General features: G+C 71.0%; 20 protein-coding genes. 15 read left to right on the top strand and 5 right to left on the bottom strand.

The features are described from left to right. Window positions 1–16 precede the first annotated feature (16 nt). The 5 genes from aroH to der all read left to right on the top strand — a co-directional run bounded on the left by aroH (window position 17) and on the right by der (window position 4491). A complete protein-coding gene (gene aroH, locus AB0F38_RS24435; protein WP_361897194.1) occupies window positions 17–379 on the top strand; it encodes a chorismate mutase in 363 nt (120 codons plus the stop codon). Beyond that, window positions 376–1461 (top strand): prephenate dehydrogenase, encoded by a 1086-nt coding sequence (locus AB0F38_RS24430; protein WP_361897191.1) that lies wholly within the window; start codon window positions 376–378, stop codon window positions 1459–1461. The genes aroH and AB0F38_RS24430 overlap by 4 nt, the downstream gene beginning before the upstream one ends. 110 nt (window positions 1462–1571) lie before the next feature. Further along, on the top strand, window positions 1572–2288 hold the full coding sequence (gene cmk / locus AB0F38_RS24425) for a (d)CMP kinase (protein WP_361897188.1): 717 nt from the start codon (window positions 1572–1574) through the stop codon (window positions 2286–2288). Next, window positions 2285–2965: a lysophospholipid acyltransferase family protein gene (locus tag AB0F38_RS24420; protein WP_361897185.1), complete on the top strand. Its 681-nt coding sequence runs from the start codon at window positions 2285–2287 to the stop codon at window positions 2963–2965. Before cmk ends, AB0F38_RS24420 begins: the two co-directional genes overlap by 4 nt. Before the next feature lie 56 nt (window positions 2966–3021). Next, on the top strand, window positions 3022–4491 hold the full coding sequence (gene der / locus AB0F38_RS24415) for a ribosome biogenesis GTPase Der (protein ID WP_361897182.1): 1470 nt from the start codon (window positions 3022–3024) through the stop codon (window positions 4489–4491). 61 nt (window positions 4492–4552) lie between these two features. Here der and AB0F38_RS24410 read toward each other — a convergent pair whose 3' ends face one another. Further along, window positions 4553–4858 (bottom strand): hypothetical protein, encoded by a 306-nt coding sequence (locus AB0F38_RS24410; RefSeq protein ID WP_361897179.1) that lies wholly within the window; start codon window positions 4856–4858, stop codon window positions 4553–4555. A gap of 121 nt (window positions 4859–4979) precedes the next feature. Then, entirely contained in the window at window positions 4980–5762 is a 783-nt protein-coding gene (locus tag AB0F38_RS24405; RefSeq protein WP_361897176.1) for a hypothetical protein, read from the bottom strand. A 300-nt stretch (window positions 5763–6062) separates the two neighbouring features. Here AB0F38_RS24405 and AB0F38_RS24400 point away from each other — a divergent pair, with 300 nt between their 5' ends. Together AB0F38_RS24400 and AB0F38_RS24395 are read left to right on the top strand one after the other, a co-directional pair. After that, on the top strand, window positions 6063–7349 hold the full coding sequence (locus AB0F38_RS24400) for a glycosyltransferase family 4 protein (protein ID WP_361897173.1): 1287 nt from the start codon (window positions 6063–6065) through the stop codon (window positions 7347–7349). A 656-nt stretch (window positions 7350–8005) separates the two neighbouring features. Continuing rightward, entirely contained in the window at window positions 8006–8221 is a 216-nt protein-coding gene (locus AB0F38_RS24395) for an I78 family peptidase inhibitor (protein ID WP_361897171.1), read from the top strand. Window positions 8222–8306: 85 nt separating this feature from the next. Here AB0F38_RS24395 and AB0F38_RS24390 read toward each other — a convergent pair whose 3' ends face one another. Beyond that, window positions 8307–9332, bottom strand: coding sequence for a phosphatase PAP2 family protein (locus AB0F38_RS24390; RefSeq protein WP_361897168.1), 1026 nt, complete (start codon window positions 9330–9332; stop codon window positions 8307–8309). Between the two features lie 509 nt (window positions 9333–9841). Between AB0F38_RS24390 and AB0F38_RS24385 the strand changes: the two genes are divergently transcribed. Both AB0F38_RS24385 and AB0F38_RS24380 read left to right on the top strand, forming a co-directional pair. Beyond that, window positions 9842–11578: an MFS transporter gene (locus AB0F38_RS24385; RefSeq protein ID WP_361897165.1), complete on the top strand. Its 1737-nt coding sequence runs from the start codon at window positions 9842–9844 to the stop codon at window positions 11576–11578. Window positions 11579–11651: 73 nt separating this feature from the next. Beyond that, window positions 11652–12860, top strand: coding sequence for an acyl-CoA dehydrogenase family protein (locus AB0F38_RS24380; RefSeq protein WP_361897162.1), 1209 nt, complete (start codon window positions 11652–11654; stop codon window positions 12858–12860). A gap of 42 nt (window positions 12861–12902) precedes the next feature. Here AB0F38_RS24380 and AB0F38_RS24375 read toward each other — a convergent pair whose 3' ends face one another. Next, on the bottom strand, window positions 12903–13346 hold the full coding sequence (locus tag AB0F38_RS24375; protein WP_361897160.1) for a cell division protein SepF: 444 nt from the start codon (window positions 13344–13346) through the stop codon (window positions 12903–12905). A gap of 309 nt (window positions 13347–13655) precedes the next feature. On the opposite strand from AB0F38_RS24375, the gene AB0F38_RS24370 reads away from it, so the two are divergent. The 4 genes from AB0F38_RS24370 (at window position 13656) to AB0F38_RS24355 (ending at window position 17640) form a co-directional block, all read left to right on the top strand. Beyond that, window positions 13656–14852: a DUF5685 family protein gene (locus AB0F38_RS24370; protein ID WP_361897157.1), complete on the top strand. Its 1197-nt coding sequence runs from the start codon at window positions 13656–13658 to the stop codon at window positions 14850–14852. A gap of 81 nt (window positions 14853–14933) precedes the next feature. Further along, complete coding sequence (locus AB0F38_RS24365; RefSeq protein WP_361897154.1) at window positions 14934–15785, top strand: DUF1684 domain-containing protein; 852 nt, start codon at window positions 14934–14936, stop codon at window positions 15783–15785. Between the two features lie 289 nt (window positions 15786–16074). Further along, a complete protein-coding gene (locus tag AB0F38_RS24360) occupies window positions 16075–16974 on the top strand; it encodes a S1 family peptidase (RefSeq protein WP_361897152.1) in 900 nt (299 codons plus the stop codon). 186 nt (window positions 16975–17160) lie between these two features. Next, window positions 17161–17640, top strand: coding sequence for a hypothetical protein (locus AB0F38_RS24355; protein WP_361897149.1), 480 nt, complete (start codon window positions 17161–17163; stop codon window positions 17638–17640). 23 nt (window positions 17641–17663) lie between these two features. Here the strand turns inward: AB0F38_RS24355 and AB0F38_RS24350 are convergent, their stop codons facing one another. After that, the gene (locus AB0F38_RS24350; RefSeq protein ID WP_361897147.1) at window positions 17664–18593 is read right to left on the bottom strand and encodes a DUF4231 domain-containing protein; all 930 of its coding nucleotides are present in this window, start codon (window positions 18591–18593) and stop codon (window positions 17664–17666) included. Between the two features lie 212 nt (window positions 18594–18805). Here AB0F38_RS24350 and fxsA point away from each other — a divergent pair, with 212 nt between their 5' ends. Both fxsA and fxsB read left to right on the top strand, forming a co-directional pair. Next, window positions 18806–18970 (top strand): FxSxx-COOH cyclophane-containing RiPP peptide, encoded by a 165-nt coding sequence (gene fxsA, locus AB0F38_RS24345; RefSeq protein ID WP_361897144.1) that lies wholly within the window; start codon window positions 18806–18808, stop codon window positions 18968–18970. Window positions 18971–19043: 73 nt separating this feature from the next. Continuing rightward, on the top strand, window positions 19044–21263 hold the full coding sequence (gene fxsB / locus AB0F38_RS24340) for a radical SAM/SPASM protein FxsB, inactivated metallohydrolase extension form (RefSeq protein ID WP_361897142.1): 2220 nt from the start codon (window positions 19044–19046) through the stop codon (window positions 21261–21263). The last annotated feature ends 85 nt before the right edge of the window (window positions 21264–21348 follow it).

The following is a 21348-nucleotide window of genomic DNA, read 5'->3' as shown; positions in this document are numbered from 1 at the left end:
GAACGAGGGGTACGACGTGGCGGTACGAGCAGTCCGTGGAGCCGTCCAGCTGGAACGGGACGAGGCCGGACACATGGACGAGCAGGTGAGTGCGTTGCTCACCGCCATCCTGGAGCGCAACCAGATCGTCGCCGACGACCTGATCAGCGTCTGGTTCACCGCCACCCCCGACCTGCACAGCGACTTCCCCGCCGCCGCCGCGCGGGGCCTGGGCATCGTCGACGTACCGCTGATCTGTGCCCAGGAGCTCGACATCGCCGGGGCCATGCCCCGGGTGGTCCGCATCCTGGCCCACGTGGAGACCTGTCTCTCCAAGGCGGAGATCAGCCACGTCTACCTCGGCGCCACCGGCGCCCTCCGCAAGGACATCGCCCAGTGAGAACAGCCGTCGTCATCGGAACCGGCCTGGTCGGCACCTCCGCAGCCCTCGCTCTCTCCGCCCGCGGCATCCAGGTCCACCTCGTCGACCGGGACGCCTCGTCGGCCGGTACGGCGGCGGCGCTCGGAGCCGGGACGGAGGCGGCGCCCGACGGGCCCGTCGACCTGGCGATCATCGCCGTACCGCCCGCGTACACCGCTTCCGTGCTGGCCGCCGCCATGCGCGACTCGGTCGCCCGCGGCTACCTGGACGTCGCCAGCGTCAAGGGCGGTCCCCGCCGCGAGCTGGAGGCACTCGGCATCGACCTCACGCCGTACATCGGCACGCACCCGATGGCGGGCAAGGAGCGCTCCGGCCCCCTCGCGGCCACCGCCGACCTCTTCGAGGGCCGGCCCTGGGTCCTCACCCCGACCCGGGACACCGACACCGAGGTCCTCAACCTCGCCCTGGAACTGGTCGCGCTCTGCCGGGCGGTCCCCGTCGTCATGGACGCCGACGCCCATGACCGGGCCGTCGCCCTGGTCTCCCACACCCCGCAGCTGATCTCGTCGATGGTCGCCGCCCGCCTCGAGGAGGCCGACGAGACCGCCGTACGCCTGTGCGGCCAGGGGATCAGGGACGTCACGCGGATCGCCGCCTCCGACCCCCGGATGTGGATGGAGATCCTGTCCGCCAACCCCGGTCCGGTCGCCGACGTCCTGGCCGGCGTCGCCACCGACCTCGACGAGACGGTACGGGCGCTGCGCGGCCTCCAGTCCGCCGACGAGGACGAACGCCGCGCGGGCACCCAAGGCATCGAGGACGTCCTTCGCCGCGGCAACGCGGGCCGCGTGAGGGTGCCGGGCAAGCACGGCGCGGCCCCGGCCTCGTACGAGATCGTGGCCGTGCTCATCAGCGACCGGCCCGGCGAACTGGCCAGGATCTTCGCCGACGCCGGGCTGGCCGGGGTCAACGTCGAGGACGTACGCATCGAGCACGCGACCGGGCAGCAGGCCGGTCTGGTGCAGCTGATGGTCGAGCCGAGCGCGGCGCCCGGACTGAGCACGGCGCTCAGCGAGCGGGGCTGGTCCATCCGCCCGTAGGGCCTCTCGCGGGACGGGGCCGACAGGGGTGCGAGGGCCCTCCCCGCACTCGGTAACCTTGGGGGAGGCCGTTCCGTGGCCCCGCTCCGCCCACCCCGTGTACCAGGAAGGTGTCCACCACCGTGGAAACCGTAAGCGCCGCCGCCCGGACCGCCCCGGCCCCAGTGATCGTCGCCATCGACGGGCCCTCCGGCACCGGCAAGTCGAGCACGTCCAAGGCCGTCGCCGCCCAGCTCGGCCTGAGCTACCTGGACACCGGCGCCCAGTACCGGGCGATCACCTGGTGGATGCTGAACAACGGCATCGACGTGCGGAACGCGGCCGAGATCGCCACCGCCGCCGCCAAGCCGGTCATCGTCTCCGGCACCGACCCGGCCGCCCCGACGATCACCGTGGACGGCGAGGACGCCTCCGGTCCGATCCGTACCCAGGAGGTCACCTCCGCGGTCAGCGCCGTCAGCGCCGTCCCCGAGGTGCGCACCCTGATCACCGAGCTGCAGCGCTCCATCGCCGCGGACGCCGAGCGGGGCATCGTCGTCGAGGGCCGGGACATCGGCACGACGGTGCTGCCCGACGCCGACATCAAGATCTTCCTGACCGCCTCGCCGGAGGCACGCGCCGCCCGGCGCAGCGGTGAGGTCAAGGGCTCCGATCTCGCCGCCACCAAGGAAGCGCTGATCAAGCGGGACGCCGCCGACTCCGGCCGGAAGACCTCGCCGCTGGCCAAGGCCGGGGACGCCGTCGAGGTGGACACCACCGAGCTGACCCTCCAGCAGGTCATCGAGTGCGTCGTCACCCTCGTCGGGGAGAAGCAGGCCGCGAAGTGACCGAAGCCACCACCGCGCCCACGCTGCGCGGAGCGGCCGTCGGGCGCGGGATCGGCATCGGGCTCATGTACGGGCTCTTCAGGCCCCGTGTCCTCGGTGCGTGGCGGGTCCCCACCACCGGACCCGTCATACTCGCGGTGAACCACGCACACAACATCGACGGTCCGATGCTGATGGGCACCGCGCCCCGGCCCGTCCACTTCCTGATCAAGAAGGAGGCGTTCGTCGGCCCCCTCGACCCGTTCCTGCGCGGAATCGGTCAGCTGAAGGTGGACCGTGCGACCGTCGACCGCACCGCGATCACCCACGCCCTCGGCGTGCTGGAGAACGGCGGGGTCCTCGGGATCTTCCCCGAGGGCACCAGGGGCGAGGGCGACTTCGCCTCCCTGCGGGCAGGGCTCGCGTACTTCGCGGTACGTGGCGGGGCGCCGATCGTTCCCGTGGCGGTCCTGGGAAGCACCGAGCGTCGCGGACGGCTGATATCGGCACTGCCTCCGCTGCGCAGCCGGGTCGACGTCGTCTTCGGCGACGCCTTCCAGGCCGGTGACGGCAGCGGACGGCGCACCAGGAAGGCGCTGGACGAGGCGACACTCCGAATCCAGGGAAAGCTGACCGAGCACCTGGAGAACGCCAGGCGTCTCACCGGACGCCAGGCGGACAGGGCCTGCGAGACTTGAGTAGTGGGCCGCGCGATCGTGACCCATCGATGATGATGCAAAGAGGAACGGACTTCATGAACGACCAGATTCACTCCGACGGCTCGGACCACGAGCACGGAGCACTTGGCGATGCCGAGTACGCGGAGTTCATGGAGCTCGCCGCGCAGGAGGGGTTCGACCTCGAGGACGTCGAGGGCGCGATCGGTGAGGCCGGTCACGGACCCCTTCCCGTCCTCGCCGTCGTCGGCCGCCCCAATGTCGGCAAGTCGACCCTCGTGAACCGCATCCTCGGTCGCCGCGAGGCCGTCGTGCAGGACAAGCCGGGCGTCACCCGTGACCGGGTGACCTACGAGGCCGAATGGGCCGGCCGCCGCTTCACGCTCGTCGACACCGGCGGCTGGGAGCAGGACGTGCTGGGTCTGGACGCCGCGGTCGCGGCCCAGGCCGAGTACGCGATCTCGACCGCCGACGCGGTCGTCTTCGTGGTCGACGCGACCGTCGGCGCGACCGACACCGACGAGGCCGTCGTCAAGCTGCTGCGCCGGGCCAAGAAGCCCGTCGTCCTGTGCGCCAACAAGGTCGACGGACAGAGCGGCGAGGCGGACGCCACCGCGCTCTGGTCGCTCGGCCTCGGCCAGCCCCACCCGGTGTCCTCGCTCCACGGCCGCGGCACCGGCGACATGCTCGACGCCGTACTGGAGGCGCTGCCCGAGGCCCCGGCCCAGACGTTCGGCACCGCCCTCGGCGGCCCGCGCCGTATCGCGCTCATCGGCCGCCCGAACGTCGGCAAGTCCTCGCTCCTGAACAAGGTCGCCAACGAGGACCGCGTCGTCGTCAACGAGCTCGCCGGTACCACCCGCGACCCGGTCGACGAGCTGATCGAGCTCGGCGGCATCACCTGGAAGTTCATCGACACGGCAGGCATCCGCCGCAAGGTCCACCTCCAGGAGGGCGCGGACTACTACGCCTCGCTGCGCACCGCGGCCGCCGTGGAGAAGGCCGAGGTCGCCGTCATCCTGATCGACTCGAGCGAGTCCATCAGCGTGCAGGACCAGCGGATCGTCACGATGGCCGTGGAAGCGGGCCGTGCGATCGTGCTCGCCTTCAACAAGTGGGACACCCTCGACGAGGAGCGCCGCTACTACCTGGAGCGCGAGATCGACACGGAGCTCGCGCAGGTCGCCTGGGCCCCGCGCGTCAACGTCTCGGCCGTCACCGGCCGGCACATGGAGAAGCTGGTCCCGGCGATCGAGACCGCGATCGAGGGCTGGGAGACCCGCGTCCCGACCGGCCGGCTGAACGCCTTCCTCGGCGAGATCGTCGCCTCCCACCCGCACCCCGTGCGTGGCGGCAAGCAGCCCCGCATCCTCTTCGGTACGCAGGCCGGCATCAAGCCGCCGCGGTTCGTGCTCTTCGCCTCCGGCTTCCTGGAGCACGGCTACCGCCGCTTCGTCGAGCGCCGTCTGCGCGAGGAGTTCGGCTTCGAGGGCACGCCGCTGCACATCTCGGTCCGGGTGCGCGAGAAGCGCGGCCGCAAGAAGTAGGCACACGGCGAAGCCCCGGACTCCCCGCGCCGAGCGAGGGGTCCGGGGCTTCGCCGTGCCGTCAGCCGTCGGTGGACCCGGGCGGCAGAGCCGCGGGCCGGGCGCGCCCGGCATGCCGACCCACCCGCTGCCAGGAGCCGAGGTTCCCCGCGCGCCCGCTCTGGCTTCCCTGACTGTTCGCCGCCGTACGGCCGCTCAGCGGGGCACGGCTGCCGAGCATCCCGGTGCCGAACGTTCTGAAGCCGAGATTCTCCTCACCGCTGCGGTCCCCCGGAAGTGCCCTGAACGACCGCCGGTACTCGGAGTACAGCGCGTCGTAGATCGGGGTGGGGGACCTGCCGCCCGAGGGTTCCTGCGACGGCCGCATGGCCGGGATCGGGTTCTGCTGCTGGCGGGAAGGGTCGTATGAGTGCACGTAGGTGCCAACGACCTCACCGCCCGTCGGATGCGGGCCCGGCGGGGAAATCGCTGTTCGGCGGGTGGCACGATCAGGTCCCGGCCAGCGGCATCGACGCGGCGACCAGGAGACCGTTGACCGCGGCCTTGTCCAGCGCGTCGCGGAGCAGGTCCTCGCGCGGCTGCCGGCCGATCGAGCCCGCCGGAGCGGCGAAGACGAGCACGGTCTGCGACTTGTTCGCCGCCGCCCGCCAGCCCTCGGTGACCTGGAGCGGCTGATGGGCCTGCCACCAGGCGACCGGGTTGCCGCCGCCGGCGCCCGGCTGCAGCACGGCGTGCAGCTGGCCCATGGCGAGCAGGACCGACCAGCCGGGAAGCACGCCCGGCAGCCGGTTCAGATCGGGCGTGGGCAGGAAGCCCTGCTCCAGCAGCAGCTGGAGGAACTGGTCACCGGCGCTGCCGTCGGTGCCGGGCCGGGCGATCGGTCCGGTCGGCTCGACGACCAGGGCCGGGCGGAGGTCGTCCTCGATCAGGACGAGACCGCTGGTGATGCCGAGGACGGCCTGTTCGGGCATGAGCCCCTCCGGATTCTGTGGCTCGCTGCCGGTGATGGACCGCACGGCGCCCTGGAGCTGGTCCTCCGCGACCTGGACGACCTGCGAAGGGATGCAGCTGGCATGGGCGAAGGCGAGCACGGCGGTCTCGTCGCCCACGAACAGCACCGTGCTGGTGCGTTCCTGGCCGGAGTCGCCGGGTGTGCGGCAGGAGGTGCAGTCGTAACTGCCTGGTGCACTGTCGCCGACGAGCAGCCGGTCGGCTTCGGCATCGCCGATCTCGGCGCGTACGTCCTCGCTGACGTCGAGCATGCGCGGCACGGGTGGCTCCTCGGACTCGGTGCGTGGGCCGGGCGGTTCCCGGCTCATGAAGAGACAACGGACGATCCGGGGCCCGGGTCACGCGAGAAACGGGGGAGAAAGCGGGAGAGCCGGCGGGCCGGTACATCGGCAGAGGGTGAAGGCGATCCGGAGTCGCACACTCCGCCCATACGCCTTCCAGGTACGGGCGTTCGTTCGAATTGTCACGGCTCCGTACGACTCCTGTGCGACGTCCGTGCGCTCCCCTGACGGCGCGTAAGGTCCGTTGCTGACCAGTCGAACAGGGGAAACGACTACGTAATGCACATTTCATTCCTGCTCCACAACGCGTACGGCATCGGGGGAACGATCCGTACCACCTTCACGCTCGCCGGGACCTTGGCCGAGCAGCACGACGTCGAGATCGTCTCCGTCTTCCGGCACCGCGACACACCCGTGCTGGGCGCGCCCGGGGGCGTACGGATGAGCCATCTCGTCGACCTGCGCCGGTCGAGCGCGGACTACGACGGCGACGCGGCCGAACACGCCAGGCCCGCCGTGGTGTTCCCGCGCGGTGACACCAGGCACCGGCAGTACAGCAGACTCACCGACAGCCGGATCGCGACCCGTCTGGGCGCACTCGAGGCCGATGTCGTCGTCGGCACACGGCCGGGCCTCAACATCCACATCAGCCGGCAGGCCCGGCGGGGCCCGGTACGCATCGGCCAGGAGCACCTCACCCTGGACAGCCACAGCTACCGGCTCCGCCGGGAGATAAGGCACCGGTACGGGCTCCTCGACGCGGTCACGACCGTGACCGAGGCCGACGCGCGCGACTACCGGGCCAGGCTGCGGCTGCCCGGCGTGCGGGTGGAGGCCATCCCGAACAGTGTGCCGGAGCCCGCGGGCGAGCCCGCCGGAGGCGACGCCAAGTGGATCGTGGCCGCCGGCCGGCTGCACCGGGTCAAGCGGTACGACGTACTGGTCCGGGCCTTCGCCGAGGTCGCGGCCGCCCGGCCCGAGTGGCGGCTGCGGATCTACGGCGGCGGGGACGCGACCGGCAACGAGCGGCAGACGCTGCGCGGGCTCGTCGACACGCTCGGGCTGCGGGACCGGGTGCACCTCATGGGGTCGGTCCACCCGATGGAGGCGGAGTGGCCCAAGGGCTCCATCGCGGCCGTCACCTCCGAGCGGGAGTCGTTCGGCATGACCATCGTGGAGGCGATGCGCTGCGGGGTGCCGGTCGTGGCCACCGACTGCCCGCACGGTCCGGCCGAGATCATCGACGACGGCACGGACGGGCGGCTCGTGCCGCTGGGGGACACCCGGGCCTTCGCCGGTGCCCTGCTCGCACTGATCGACGACGACGAGCTGCGGCGCCGGATGGGGCAGGCCGCCCTGGCCTCCTCGGAGCGGTTCGACCCGGCGCCGATCGCGGAACGGCACGAGGCGCTCTTCTCGGAGCTGGCCGCCCGGGGCGGAGCCGGCCGCCGCTCGCAGAGCGCCCTGCGCACCACGCTGCACCGCTCCCGGGGCACCGTGCTGGACGGCGCGTACGCCCTGCGGTACCGGGCCGCCGACGCGATCCGGGGGAGGAGGGCGGGCTGACGGCACCGGCCTGTCAGCCGCCCGCCCGGTCCCTCCGGCGCCGCCGGACCCTCCGTGACCGGGAGGGTCCCGGATCGTTTCATTCCGGATGGTCCAGCGGTCCGGGGGCCCGGGGGCCCGTCGGCGAGGTGCGGGTGAAGGGCGCACGCGGCAGGGAGCCCGCCATAAGAAAAATAAGACCTGCATAAGGGCGCATGAATTCCGGATGAAGCGTCAGTCCGGGCGCTCTCCCGGGCGTCACGGAAAACATGTCTCACGCAATATCCCTTCCCCGGTCATTCGCCTCCGTACGGACACCTCGCGGTATTCGGTGAGCGGCCTGAAATTCCCTTTCCGTACACCCGGACCACGCGTCCGGGTGAACAGGCCCGGCGTAAACGCGTGTGGGGATGCTGTGACACAAGCGTGACCGCCGGGGTACATGGGGCTGCGCCACGGGGTGTGGTCACTCCGGCTTCCGTCACGGAGCGGGGGCGCCTAAGGGCTGTCCCGCAACTCCTGGCGGGCGCACGACGACAGCTACGGCACCTCGCCGCGTTGTCGGAACGCCCGAATACGTCCGGTAATTCGGGCGTCCCTCCGCCTTGCGATGCACCGCATCCGACGCCGCGCGCTGATCCACCAGGAATTGCGGGACAGCCCTTAGGGTGAGAGGTATGGCACCTGTACCGAGCCCTCCCGCCCAGCCGGACGACACCCCGGAGTCGTATGTCGGCCTCGACGCCGAGGCCGCCGAGAGGCAGGCCAGAGCGCGTGGCTGGAGCACGGTCCGGGCGCTCGCCCCGGGCACGGTCATCACCATGGAATTCCGTGGCGGACGGATCAACTTCGAGGTCGATGCCTCCACCGTGACCCGCTGCTGGGTCGGCTGAACCGGCCCCGACGCGGCGAAGGCCCCGACGTCCGTCGAGGCCTTCGCTGTGCCGGCTGAGCGGTCGTGCGTGCCGTCTCCGCAGGTCAGGGCGTGACCGAGCCGCCCGTTACCGGGCGGGCCGGGGTCGCGCTGCCCCTGGCGGCGCGGTCCGCGTGCGGCGGACGGCGCGAGCCCGCCGGGGTGAGCGGCGTCCGCTCCGAACGTACCGCGTGCGGGGGGTGGGCCCGTGTCCGGCCTCCCGCGTGGGCGACGGTTCCCGACGTCCCGGGTGCGGGGCTCCTGCTCCCGGCCTCCGCGGTGCCGGTGCCGCTCAGCGACTGCGGCAGCACCACCGGGGCGGGGTCGCAGGGAGCGTCGGGGACGGGCTCGCGGCGCCTGAGACGGACCCGCCAGCGCGCGCGCACCGACAGGATCCAGATCTCGGCGCGCGTGATCAGTGGCTCGAACCAGGGCAACGCCAGCATGATCAGCAGACCGGCCGCCCAGCCCAGCAGGACGTCGCTGAGCCAGTGCGTCCCGATGTAGACGGTCGTGAGCCCCACACCCAGGGAGACGAAAGCGGAAAGGGCCGACAGGTAGCGCCTGGCTCGCGGTGTGGTAGCCAGGTAGGCAAGGATTCCCCAGGTCACCACGGCATTGGCGGTGTGCCCCGAAGGAAATATATCGCCGCCGGCGAAGAGCTCCGCCGAGCCGATCTGGGTGGCGTAGTGCGGACCGAGACGCCCCAGGCCGAGCTTGACCGCACCGACCGTCACATTGAGCAGCAGCAGTGAGGTGCCCAGCGTGAGCAGGGGGCGCAGTGTGTGCTGCCGCCAGGAGCGCCAGCCGAGCCAGGAGGCGACCATCACGGCGGTGGGGCCGCGCTGGCCGAGCACGACGTAGTAGTCGAGGAAGGCGTGGAGTTCGGGCCACTGCTGGTAGGGCCGGAACAGCATGACCTTCCAGTCGAGAGCCACCAGCCAGGACGAGGCGAGCACGGCGATGACGATGGCGAGATAGAACGCCAAAGTCCCGCCGAAGAGAGCGATGCGGTGAGGACTCATCCGCGGGATCTCTATCTTCGGCGGTTCCGGCTCCCGGTCCAGACGGGCAAAGATGTCGGTACGCACGCAATGGACGTTACAGCGAGTGAGTGTGGGATCCGGCCGATCCCGCGTCTTTGTGATGACGATGTGATGTGGACTTCGTCTCAGGACGGTATCCATTCGATGCGCCACGAGAATCGGGCCGGCCTCGCCGGGCATTCGCCGGGACGGTAATTCGTAGAAATGTTTGAGCATCGATGAAATGGCCCAATGCGGTGCGGGAATGCATTCGACCGGTCATTCGGGGACGCGCGGGCCGCCTGCCGGGGGCGCGCTCCCGGGCCTGCGGGAGCAGCGGTCACCGCACTGTGCCCGACCCGTCACGGCGGGTCGGGAAGGGCCCCGCCGACGGGTCGGCAGTGGCGTACGACACACTCCAGGGCGGGCGGCCGTATGAGATGGACCACGTGTGACCACGGGGTACTCGCGTACGCTGACGGCTCACTCGCCCGTCGATGCCGGGCCTGAGGGGCCCGATCAGACGCCCCCGTAGGTCTGCCGAGCGCGAGGGACTCATTGTGGGAGGTACGTATATGACCGGGACGTCCACGGCCGTGACCCGGCTGCGCGCAGCAGCCGGTGGTGCCAACCGATGGGTCGTCCTGGTCGTCCTCTGCCTCAGCCTTCTGCTGGTCGCCCTCGACGCGACCGTGCTGCACGTGGCCGTCCCCGCCGTCACCGAGGACCTGAGGCCGAGCGCCGTCGGCTTGCTGTGGATCGTGGACGCCTACCCCCTCGTCTGTGCCTCCCTGCTGATCCTCTTCGGCACGCTCGGTGACCGGATCGGCAGACGCCGTGTCCTGCTGTTCGGCTACGCGCTCTTCGGGGTGGCCTCGGCCGTCGCGGCGACGGCCGACACCTCCGCCGTGCTGATCGCGGCCCGGGCCCTGCTCGGCGTCGGTGGCGCGATGATCATGCCGGCGACGCTCTCGATACTCCGCCAGGTCTTCCCGGACCGCCGCGAGCGCGCCCTGGCCATCGGGATATGGACCGCGGTCGCCGCCGTGGGGGCCGCCACCGGACCGGTGATCGGCGGATTCCTCGTCGAGCACTACTGGTGGGGCTCGGTCTTCCTGATCAACATCCCGCTCATGGCCGTGATCCTGCCGATCGGGCGCTGGCTGCTGCCAGAGTCCCGCGGATCCGACGACGGCCCCTGGGACGTGATCGGTGCCCTGATGGCCGCGGCCGGCGTGCTCGGTGTCGTCCTGGGGATCAAGCGCGCGGGCAGCGGGGAGGGCGTCCTGGACCTCGCCACCCTCGGCCCGCTGCTGGCCGGTGCCGCGCTGCTCGTCCTCTTCGCCCGCAGGCAGAAGCGCCGTACGCATCCGCTGATCGACATCGCGATGTTCTCGCGGCCCGCCTTCACCACCGCCGTCGGCTGCATCGTCCTTGCCATGCTGGCCCTGGTCGGCCTGGAGCTGATCGCCGTCCAGTACCTCCAGCTGGTCCTGGACCTCAGCCCGCTGGAGACCGGTCTGCGCCTCCTGCCGCTGACCTTCGCGGCGATGGCCGCCGGCGCCACGGGCTCGTACACCCTGAGGCGCATCGGGCCGCGCCGCATGGTCGGATGGGGCTTCGTGCTCACGGCGGCCTCGGTGCTCCTGCTGACCCTGATGGGACAGCACGACCGGCCCGCGCTGCTCACCGCCGGCTTCGTGCTGCTGGGCTTCGGGCTGCAGTCCACGCTGTTCGGGGCGTACGAGTCGATGCTGAGCGAGGCCCCCGCGGAACGGGCCGGCGGAGCGGCCGCGATAGGCGAGACCTCCTACCAGCTGGGCGCCGGGATGGGGATCGCGTTGCTCGGCAGTGTCATGAACGCCGCCTATGCGCCCGGCCTCTCCCGGCTCCACGAGGAGGGTGTGCCGGCCGCGGCGGGTTCGGCCGCGTCGCATTCGCTCGGTGAGGCCTACCAGGTGGCGGGGCAGCTGGGCGGCCCCATGGGTGACCTGCTGCGGAACACCGCCCGGCACGCCTTCATCAACGGTCTGCACATCACGCTGCTGGTGAGCGCGGGCCTGCTGCTGCTCGGTGCGCTGGCGGCGCTGCGGCTGCCCCGCGTCATGGACTGCTCCTCGGCCGGGGAGGCCTGTGGGGCGAAGGTCCCGGAGGCCGTGGTTCCCCACATTCCGGTGCCGCAGCGGGTGGACGCCGGGTCCCGCCCCGGGCCCCGGACGCTTCCCGCACAGGACCGGCCGAGGCGGCGGCTCCCGCTGCCCGCCCGGCGCGAACCCGCCGAGGCCACCGGCTCTGGACGGGCGGCACACTGAGCCGTAACGTCAGCACGACGCCATGACTACCACTGCTAGTTTTAGTCCCGTGCGAGCCGCCGGAGGCACTCCCATGTCCGTGAAGCCGTCGAAACTCCCGCCGTTCGACCCGGCCGATCCGCTCGGCATCGACGATCTCCTCGACCCGGAGGACCTCGCGATCCGTGACACCGTGCGGAGCTGGGCCGCCGACCGGATCCTGCCGCACATCGCCGAGTGGTACGAGAACGGCGAGCTCCCCGGCATCCGTGAGCTGGCCCGCGAACTGGGCTCCCTCGGCGCACTGGGCATGTCCCTGCAGGGATACGGCTGCGCGGGCGCGACCGCGGTCCAGTACGGCCTGGCCTGCCTGGAGCTGGAGGCCGCCGACTCCGGGATCCGCTCGCTGGTCTCCGTCCAGGGCTCCCTCGCCATGTACGCGATCCACCGTTTCGGCTCCGAGGAGCAGAAGCAGCGGTGGCTGCCGGGCATGGCGGCCGGCGAGACCATCGGCTGTTTCGGACTCACCGAGCCGGACCACGGCTCGGACCCCGCCGGGATGCGTACGCACGCCCGGCGGGACGGCGGGGACTGGATCCTCACCGGCCGCAAGATGTGGATCACCAACGGATCGGTCGCCGGGGTCGCCGTCGTCTGGGCGCAGACCGACGAGGCCGGCGGCGGCTCCGGGATCCGCGGCTTCGTCGTGCCCACGGACAGCCCCGGCTTCTCCGCACCCGAGATCCGCCACAAGTGGTCCCTGCGTGCCTCGGTCACCAGCGAGCTGGTCCTGGACGGAGTACGGCTGCCCGCCGACGCCGTCCTGCCGGGTGTCACCGGGCTGCGCGGTCCGCTCAGCTGTCTCGGCCACGCCCGCTACGGCATCGTCTGGGGAGCCATGGGCGCGGCGCGCGCCAGCTTCGAGGCGGCGGTGGACTACGCGAGGACCCGTGAGCAGTTCGGCCGGCCGATCGGTGGTTTCCAGCTCACCCAGGCCAAGCTCGCGGACATGGCCCTGGAACTGCACAAGGGCATCCTGCTCGCCCACCATCTGGGCCGCCGGATGGACGCGGGCAGGCTCCGCCCGGAGCAGGTCAGTTTCGGAAAGCTCAACAACGTGCGGGAGGCGATCGAGATCTGCCGCACCTCGCGCACGATTCTCGGCGCCAACGGGATCTCGCTGGAGTACCCGGTGATGCGCCACGCGACGAATCTGGAGTCGGTGCTCACCTACGAGGGCACCGTGGAGATGCACCAGCTGGTGCTGGGCAAGGCGCTCACCGGTCTGGACGCCTTCCGGTAGACCGGAATCGCCGAAACCGGACCTGTCCGGCGAGCGCCCCGCTCAGCTCTGGTTGAAGAAGCGGTCGGCAGGCCTGCCGGCGGCTTCTCCGGTCACCACCTGGGTGTGGGCGGGGGTCAGCAGGAAGACCCTGGTGGCCACGCGCTCGATCGAGCCGCGCAGGCCGAAGGTCAGGCCCGCGGCGAAGTCCACGACGCGCTTGGCGTCGGTGGGGTCCATGGCCGTGAGATTGACGATCACCGGAACGCCGTCCCGGAAGAGCTCGCCGATGCCGCGCGCGTCCCGGAAGCTGTCCGGGGTGACGGTGGCGATCCGGCGGCCCGTGTCCTGGGCCTTCCCGGAGGCCACCTGTACGCGGGGGTCGGTCACCCACGGCTGGTTGTTCGTGCCGGTATCGGCTTCCTCGGAGTACTCGTCGTCGTAGTACCGCTCGTCGTTGTCCTCCACGAGGCCCAGCCAGGCACTTGCCTTGCGCACCGATCCCATGGACGCCTCCTCTCACCGCGGTTCGTTCGCGTTCCGTATCTCTTTCCTGTCCCTATCGTCGTCCATGATGCGGATAGTGCGCCAAGGGGATAGTCGGCGCGCACGGGATTCGTGACGCTACTGGTGCAGAACATGTGGCGGTTCGTCAGGGTTCCTGCCGTACCGGGAGCCTTGCGGAAGGAAAATATGAGACTCCCGTCCGTATGGGTGACCTAGGGGACGGACGGGTGAACGGGTCACTCGATACGATGCACGCCGCGCGTGTGCACGAGCGCGGCGCATCAGGTGAACGGCTCCCGGGGGATCGTCGTGTTCGGAATCGTGAGGCCCTGCACCCATCGGCTGTCCGAAGGGCTCAAGGCCGAATGGATGGCCCATCTCTGCGGGCTCTGTCTCGCTCTTCGCGCGGACCACGGGCAGTTCGCCCGGGTTGTCACGAATTACGACGGTCTGATCGTCTCGGTCCTGACGGAGGCTCAGGCGGAACGCACTCCCGCGCAGCGGCGCACCGCGGGCCCTTGCCCGCTGCGCTCGATGCGGACCGCGCCGGTCGCCCGGGGCGAGGGGGCCAGGCTCGCGGCCGCCGTCTCCCTCGTGCTCGCGTCGGCCAAGGTACGCGACCACGTGGCCGACCGGGACGGGCTGTTGAAGCGCCGCCCCGTCGCAGCCGCGGCACGCAGGGTCGCCGCGGGCTGGGACAGGGCCGGCGCGCGGACCGGGGCGGAGCTCGGCTTCGACACGGCGGTCCTGGTGGACGCCGTCGACCGGCAGACCGGAATCGAGTTCCTCGCGGGGCCCGGGACCCCGCTGCTGACGGTCACCGAGCCCACCGAGACGGCGACGGCCGCGGCCTTCGCGCACACCGCCGTCCTCGCGGGCAGGCCGCAGAACGCCGGGCCGCTCGCCGAGGCCGGGCGGCTCTTCGGACGGCTCGCCCATCTGCTGGACGCCGTGGAGGACCGGGAAGCTGACGCGGCGTCGGGTTCCTGGAACCCGCTCACCGCGACCGGCACCCCGCTCACCGAGGCCCGGCGGCTCTGCGACGACGCGCTGCACGGGGTGCGCCTGGCCATGCGGGACGCGCAGTTCACCGACGGCCGGCTGGCCCACGTGCTGCTGGTGCACGAGCTGCGGCGCTCGGTGGACCGGGCCTTCGGCTCCGCCTCGTGCTCGCACCAGCACGACGGGCAGCCGTCGGACTCCTTCGGCCCGCCGCCCGGCAACCCGTACGCGCCGACGACGCCCGGCGGCCCGCCCGGGCCGCCGCTCCCGCCCGAGCCGCCCCGTAACCGGCGTGGCCTCATAGCCGGCTGCCTGGTCTGGGCCGGCCTCGCCTGCACCTGCCAGATGTGCTGTGCCAGCAGCTTCAACGACCCGTGGAGCGGTCAGGAGCGTGAAGGGCTCTGCCACAAGTGCGACTGCGGCGACTGGTGCGAGGGCTGCTGCCAGGGCTGCGACTGCTGCGGCAACTGCTGCGAAGGCTGCAACTGCGGGTGCGACTGCTGATCCGGCGTCAGGCGGCCCGGGGTCCCGCCACCCTGAGGTGGCACCTCGGGCCGGCGGAGCCGGTATGGAAAGGTTGGCCGCATGAGCACGGACGCGCAGCGGGACAGCCAGGACAGCAGGGACAGCGGGAACGCCGACGGCAGCCCCGGTGGCCGCGAATTCCAGGAGTGGCAGCGCTGGCACGAGGAGCGCGTCGTCGCGGTCGCGGCCCCGCACGGCCCGCTCTCCCTCACCGGCACCCACTGGCTCTCCGACTACCCGGACGGTCGAATTCCGGCCGTGCCGGGGACGTGGCGTAAGGACGGCGACGAGGTCGTGCTCACCGCCGGTCCCGAGGACGGGCTCACCGTCGGCGGAAGGCCACTGGCCGGAGAGGTCCGGCTGACCGCCGACCGCGGTCCGATCGACACCTCCAGGGTGGCGCGGGGCGAGCGCCGGCTGGTCCTCCTGAGCCGCGAAGGCCTCTGGGCGGTTCGGGACTTCGACCCCCGGTCACCCGCACGGCACGACTTCCGCACCATCGACGCCACCCCGTACGACGGGCGCTGGTCGCTGGAGGGCACCTTCCGCCCGTACGGCACCGGCCGGACCGTCCGGGTGGAGAACGCCGACGGGCGCGAGCGCGGGCTGGGGCTCGGCGGCGAGATCACCTTCACGCTGGACGGCACCGAGCACACGCTCCAGGTCGCGGTCGAGCCCGACGGCTCGCTCTGGGCCGTCTTCGCCGATGCCACCAGCGGGAACAGCAGCTACCGCTTCCGCTTCCTGCGGCCCGGGGTGCCCGACGAGGACGGCGGGGTGAAGGTCGACTTCAACCGTGCGCTGCTGCCGCCCTGCGCCTTCGCCGACCACTTCATCTGCCCCTTCCCGCCGCCCGGCAACACCCTCACGGTCCCCGTCGCAGCGGGGGAGCGGAACCGCGTCGACGGCTGATCCGTCCCACCCCCCGACGCACACCTGACGCACCGGCCCCGGCAGCCACAGAGCTGCCGGGGCGGTCCTGGTTTCCCGGCCCCCGAAGGCCGAAAGGCACCCTTGCGCGGCGAGTTGACGCCCCCGATACTCCCGAGCAGCGCTTGTCGGACGTACGGATCACCCGGAATTCGAACGCTTCCGGAACGCGTCCCGGAGCACTTCCCGGAACGCGCACGTGCCCCGGCTGCGCCTCACGGGTCCGGCCACTCCCAGGCGGACCCCCGATTCCCTTCGGGAGGAACGAGAAGTGAGGATCAAGCGCACCACCCCCCGCAGCGGCACAGCGAGACGCACCAGGATCGTCGCCGTCGCCGCCGGTCTCGTCGCCGTCGCCGCACTCGCCGTCCCCGCCGCCAACGCCCGAACGACCGGTACGTACGGCGCCGATCAGCTCCGTGCGGCAGGAGACGCCGTGCTCGGCGCCGACATCGCCGGCACCGCCTGGAACACCGACCCCGCGACCGGACGCCTCGTCGTCACGGTGGACAGCACCGTCTCGCAGGCGGAGATCAACGAGATCAAGGAGGCCGCGGGCGCCAACGCGGGCGCCCTGCGCATCGAGCGCACCCCCGGAACGTTCAGCAAGCTGATCTCGGGCGGTGACGCCGTCTACGCCTCCAGCTGGCGCTGCTCCCTCGGCTTCAACGTCCGCAGTGGCACCACCTACTACTTCCTGACCGCCGGTCACTGCACGGACGGCGCGGGCACCTGGTACGCGAACTCCGGGCGCACCACCGTGCTCGGCACCACGTCGGGTTCCAGCTTCCCGACCAACGACTACGGCATCGTGCGCTACACCAACACCTCCGTCACCAAGTCGGGCACCGTCGGCAGCCAGGACATCACCAGCGCGGCCGACGCCACGGTCGGCATGGCCGTCACCCGCCGCGGATCCACCACCGGCACCCACAGCGGCAGCGTCACCGGTCTCAACGCCACCGTCAACTACGGCGGAGGCGACATCGTCTACGGCATGATCCGCACCAATGTGTGCGCCGAGCCCGGGGACTCCGGCGGCCCGCTCTACTCCGGCACCCGGGCGATCGGTCTCACCTCGGGCGGCAGCGGAAACTGCAGCACGGGAGGGACGACCTTCTTCCAGCCGGTCACCGAGGCACTGAGCGCGTACGGCGTCAGCGTGTTCTGACACGGCCTGACACCCTCACACTCCCACGAGCCCCCGCCGATCCCCGGCGGGGGCTCCCTTTCGACCCGCGGCTTTTGAGAGGATGTCAGGACGGTCGGTCGCAGAGGTACACGGGGGGCGGACGCTGTGCCCGTCCGGAGGGAGGTCCCTCCGGGCCCCCGCAGACACCCAGGGGGTTCCAGGTCCGTGAATCGCATCGGAGTGACCGGTCACCGATCCATCCCCCATGAGGTCCACGCCCATGTGCTGGAGGGCATACGGGCGGCACTGTCCGGCTTCGAAGGCTCGGTGGAGGCGCTCTCCAGCCTGGCCGTCGGAGCCGACCAGCTCTTCGCCGACCTGGCACTGGCCCACGGCGCCGAACTGACGGCGGTGATCCCCAGCGGCGACTACGAGGGGGGTTTCGACGAGGGGACCGATCTCGCGCGCTACCGGATGCTCAAGGCGAGGGCCACCCGCGAGGTCCGCCTGGACTTCCCGCACTCCACCGACGAGGCCTACTACGCGGCGGGCGCCTACATCGCCGACCACTGCGACCGGTTGCTGGCCGTCTGGGACGGACGGCCGGCGCGTGGCCGGGGCGGTACCGGCGACATCGTGACGTACGCCCGTACGCTGGGCCGGCCGGTCACGGTCATCTGGCGCGACGGAGTGGAGCGCGCCTGAGCCGGTGCGCGTGCGCCCGGGCCTCAGATCCGGTGCCGGGCCAGCCAGTCCGTGTGTTCGGGGGAGACGATCCGCTCGGTCTCGAAGACGGCGGCCGCCCACTGCCGCTCCGTCAGCGTGGTCTCCATCGCGGCCTGCATGTTCTCCAGGTCCTCCTCCACCAGCGAGTGCGCGGACACCAGGGGGTGATGGCGGCGCATCTCGTTCCAGGCGAGACAGGCGGCCGCGGCGGCGGAGAACGACCCCGTGAGCGCGAAGGACCCGGCTGCGGAGAACGTCTGCAGTACGGCGAGGACCAGGGCGGGCAGCGTGAGCGCGGCAACGGTGCCGGCCCAGACGGACGCACCCCGGCGGGACACCTGCTGCCGCCTGCGGTACCAGCGCCGTTGCTCGATCAGACGGTCCCGGATGTACGTCTCCTTGCGCACGGTGAACGCCTTGCCCCGCAGTTCCCGCATGGACGCGGTGATGAGTCCGCCGCCCTCGTCCGTCATCCCTTCGCGGGGATCGTCCCACCCCACCTTCCTCAACTCCTGGAGCCCTTCCTCGAGCCGGTTGGCGAACAGGGCCTCCGGGTGAGGGGTGCCGGTGTCGAAGGGGGCGCCGTGGACCGCGTAGCGCCAGCAGTTGGACTTGATGAACTCCGCTGCGGAACGGTTGAGTTGCCAATGCGACTTTGCTTTGCGCCGGGCGGCGAGGTACGTCGTGATCAGGACACCGAGATACGCCAACGCCGCTAAGGCGTGCAGGAGTTGGGTCCGCTCGCCGACCTCTACCTGCCAGGGCAGGGCGGCGGGGACGGTGCCCAGGACGAGCAGGACCAGCTGGCTGCGGGTGGTGTTGACCGCCTCCCGCCGGCGTGCGACGGCCACGGCGTCCGTGTGGTGGAAGAGTGCGGGCAGGTCCTCGCTCCGGAAGACCATGCTCCGCAGCGGTCCGGGAATCGCCGTCATGATCACTCCTGTATTCGGTGTAATGGTCACCCGGTCGCTGGAATGGAACGGTTCCCGTCCATTTGGAGCAGTCCCGGAAATCGCTCGGGTTACAGCCGTACGCGTTGAGTTGCACACCGGGGCCATGAGGGTAAAGTCGTGCCGCCGGGCACTGCAATGGTGCAGGTCCCGGTGCTGTTTCCGTGTCCGGAACGAGCCCCCCAAGGACGGCCGTGAAGATCTACGAACCCACCCCCCGCTTCGCTGTAGCGAACAGTCGTGTACCGCTGGCGAAGATCGAAACTTCCGGCAGCGTGGCCGCCGAGAAAATGGGCCGCGTTCTCGCGACGACAACAGGTCGCCCGAAGCAGGCATCGACCTTCAACTCGGCGCTCTGAAGAATCCCCCCGTTTGCCGGCAGGACCGGCATAACCGCCCTGACCTGTCCGGTTCACTGGCTAGACTGGTGGAATGACAGGGCCCGCGGTGCCATTCCGCGAAATCGTTCTGAAGGTGCACAGCAGGTGTGATCTCGCTTGCGACCATTGCTATGTCTATGAACATGCGGATCAGAGCTGGCGAACCCGGCCCAGAACAGTCTCTGACCATGTTATTTCCCGGACGGCTCAGCGCTTGGCTGAGCATGCCAAGACACATGCACTGCCCTCCGTGTCAGTGATCCTGCACGGAGGGGAGCCTCTGCTCGCCGGCCCCGCCCGTCTGCGGAAGATCTGCGAGGAGTTCGGATCCGCCCTGTCGGGTGTCGCCGAACTGGACCTGCGGATCCATACGAACGGTCTCCAGCTCAGCCCTCGCTATCTGGACCTGTTCGACGAGTTCGACGTCAAGGTGGGCATCTCCCTCGACGGCGACCGTGCGGCCAACGACCGGCACCGCCGTTTCGCCGACGGACGCAGCAGCCACCCCCTCGTACTCAAGGCCGTCGAGCTGCTCCATCAGGAGCGCTACCGCCATCTCGATCTCGGGTTGCTGTGCACGATCGACATCGAGAACGACCCGCACGCGGTCCTGGACGCCCTGGTCGCGCTCGAACCGCCGCTCATCGACTTCCTCCTCCCGCACGCCACCTGGGACGAGCCGCCGCCCCGCCCGGACGGGTCCGGGACGGCCTACGCCGACTGGCTCCTCACCATCTACGACCGCTGGAGGGAGCGGGGCAGCCCGGTGCCCGTGCGCCTCTTCGCCTCGGTGCTGTCCACCCTGAGCGGCGGCCCGAGCCTCACTGAATCGATGGGGCTGGCGCCCACCGATCTGGTGGTGGTCGAGACCGACGGCCAGCTGGAACAGGTCGACTCGCTCAAGAGTGCCTACGAGGGCGCGGCAGCCACCGGATTCGACGTGTTCTCCCATTCCTTCGACGAGGTCGCCGCCCATCCGGGGGTTCGCGCGCGACAGCTCGGTCTGGCCGGCGTCAGCGAGACGTGCCGCCGGTGCCCCGTCGTACGTTCGTGCGGTGGGGGGTTGTACACGCACCGGTACAGCTCGGCCGACGCCTTCGACAACCCGTCCGTGTACTGCCGCGACCTGGAGGCGTTGGTGCGCGGCATCGAGGCACGCACCGAGGCGCACCCGGCGGTGACGGACCACGGCGAACTCGTCGACGCGCAGCAGGACCTGACCCGTACCCTGCTCGCCAGGCTCCACGCGGACCTGGGCGGCCGCGGCGGTGCGCGCTGGGACGAGGCCTGGGAGCTGGCGGGGGTGCTCGAGTCGTCCGAGGAGGGCGCCGCGGCGCTCGATCACGTGCTGGCGCACCCGTATACGCGGACCTGGCTGCTGGAGGCGCTGGGAGGGCTGCGTGCGGCACGGCCCGAGGCGGTGGACGAGGCGCTGCGCCTGCCGGCCTACGTGGCGGCGGCCACGGTGCGGTCGGGCCTCGCTCTGACCGCACGGGCCGGCTACCGGGACGGGCGGATCCACCTCCCCACGCTCGGTGAGCTCCGGGTCGCCGGGGAGGGCGAGCACGGAACGGTCCTGCTGAGGCCGGCCGGTGACGGGTTCGTGGCCCGGCGTGACGACGGCGGTGGCCAATGGCGGATCCCGCACGGGGCGGACAGCCCCGACTGGAGTCCGGTGCGCCACCTGGGCCGGCCTCCCTTCGCCCTCGACGACCTCGACCCGTACCGGGACTGTTTCGGCTCGCCGGCCGCGTCCCGGCTCGGACAGGCCGAGGCCGATGCATGGGAGGCCGGTCTCGCCGAGGCCTGGGCACTGCTGGAGAGGGAGGCGCCGTCGCATGCCGCGGCGGCCGCCGACACCATGACGACGCTGACCCCGCTGACCGCCGGGCAGCACGCCGAGCGGCCGCACGGATACGGGACCATCGGTCTGACGGCGACGGATGACGCGAAACGGCTGGCGCTCGAACTTCTGGGTGGTTTTCGTCGAACCACCTTGCGGGCGCTGCTCGATATCACGGACCTTTATGCGTCGGACGGGGCCTGGAACTATCGGCCGCATTGGCAGGACGGATCAGTTCCGTTTTCCCGGCTGCTGGCCGAAACCTATGAACGGGCGGCGCTCGCCGCTCTTGATCCCCGTTTCATGGACGGCGTGGAAGAGGCGCTCGACATGATGGGATCGGCGGCCGAGCCCACGGCCGGGGGAAGGTGGTTCATCACGGCTCTCAGGGAGGAAGTGTCGCGAACACAGGACAAGTGGGCCGAATAGCCTCAAGATTGCTGCGGCCCGAGAACGTGCTGGTGAATCCTGGGTATGGATGACTGAAAAGCGGTGTTGATTGACCGAACGCCAT

This window comes from Streptomyces sp. NPDC025273 (assembly GCF_040638585.1).
GTDB lineage: Bacteria > Actinomycetota > Actinomycetes > Streptomycetales > Streptomycetaceae > Streptomyces > Streptomyces cinereorectus.
The sequence above is the reverse complement of the archived record's forward strand: the minus strand, read 5'-3'. Positions and strand labels throughout refer to the sequence as shown.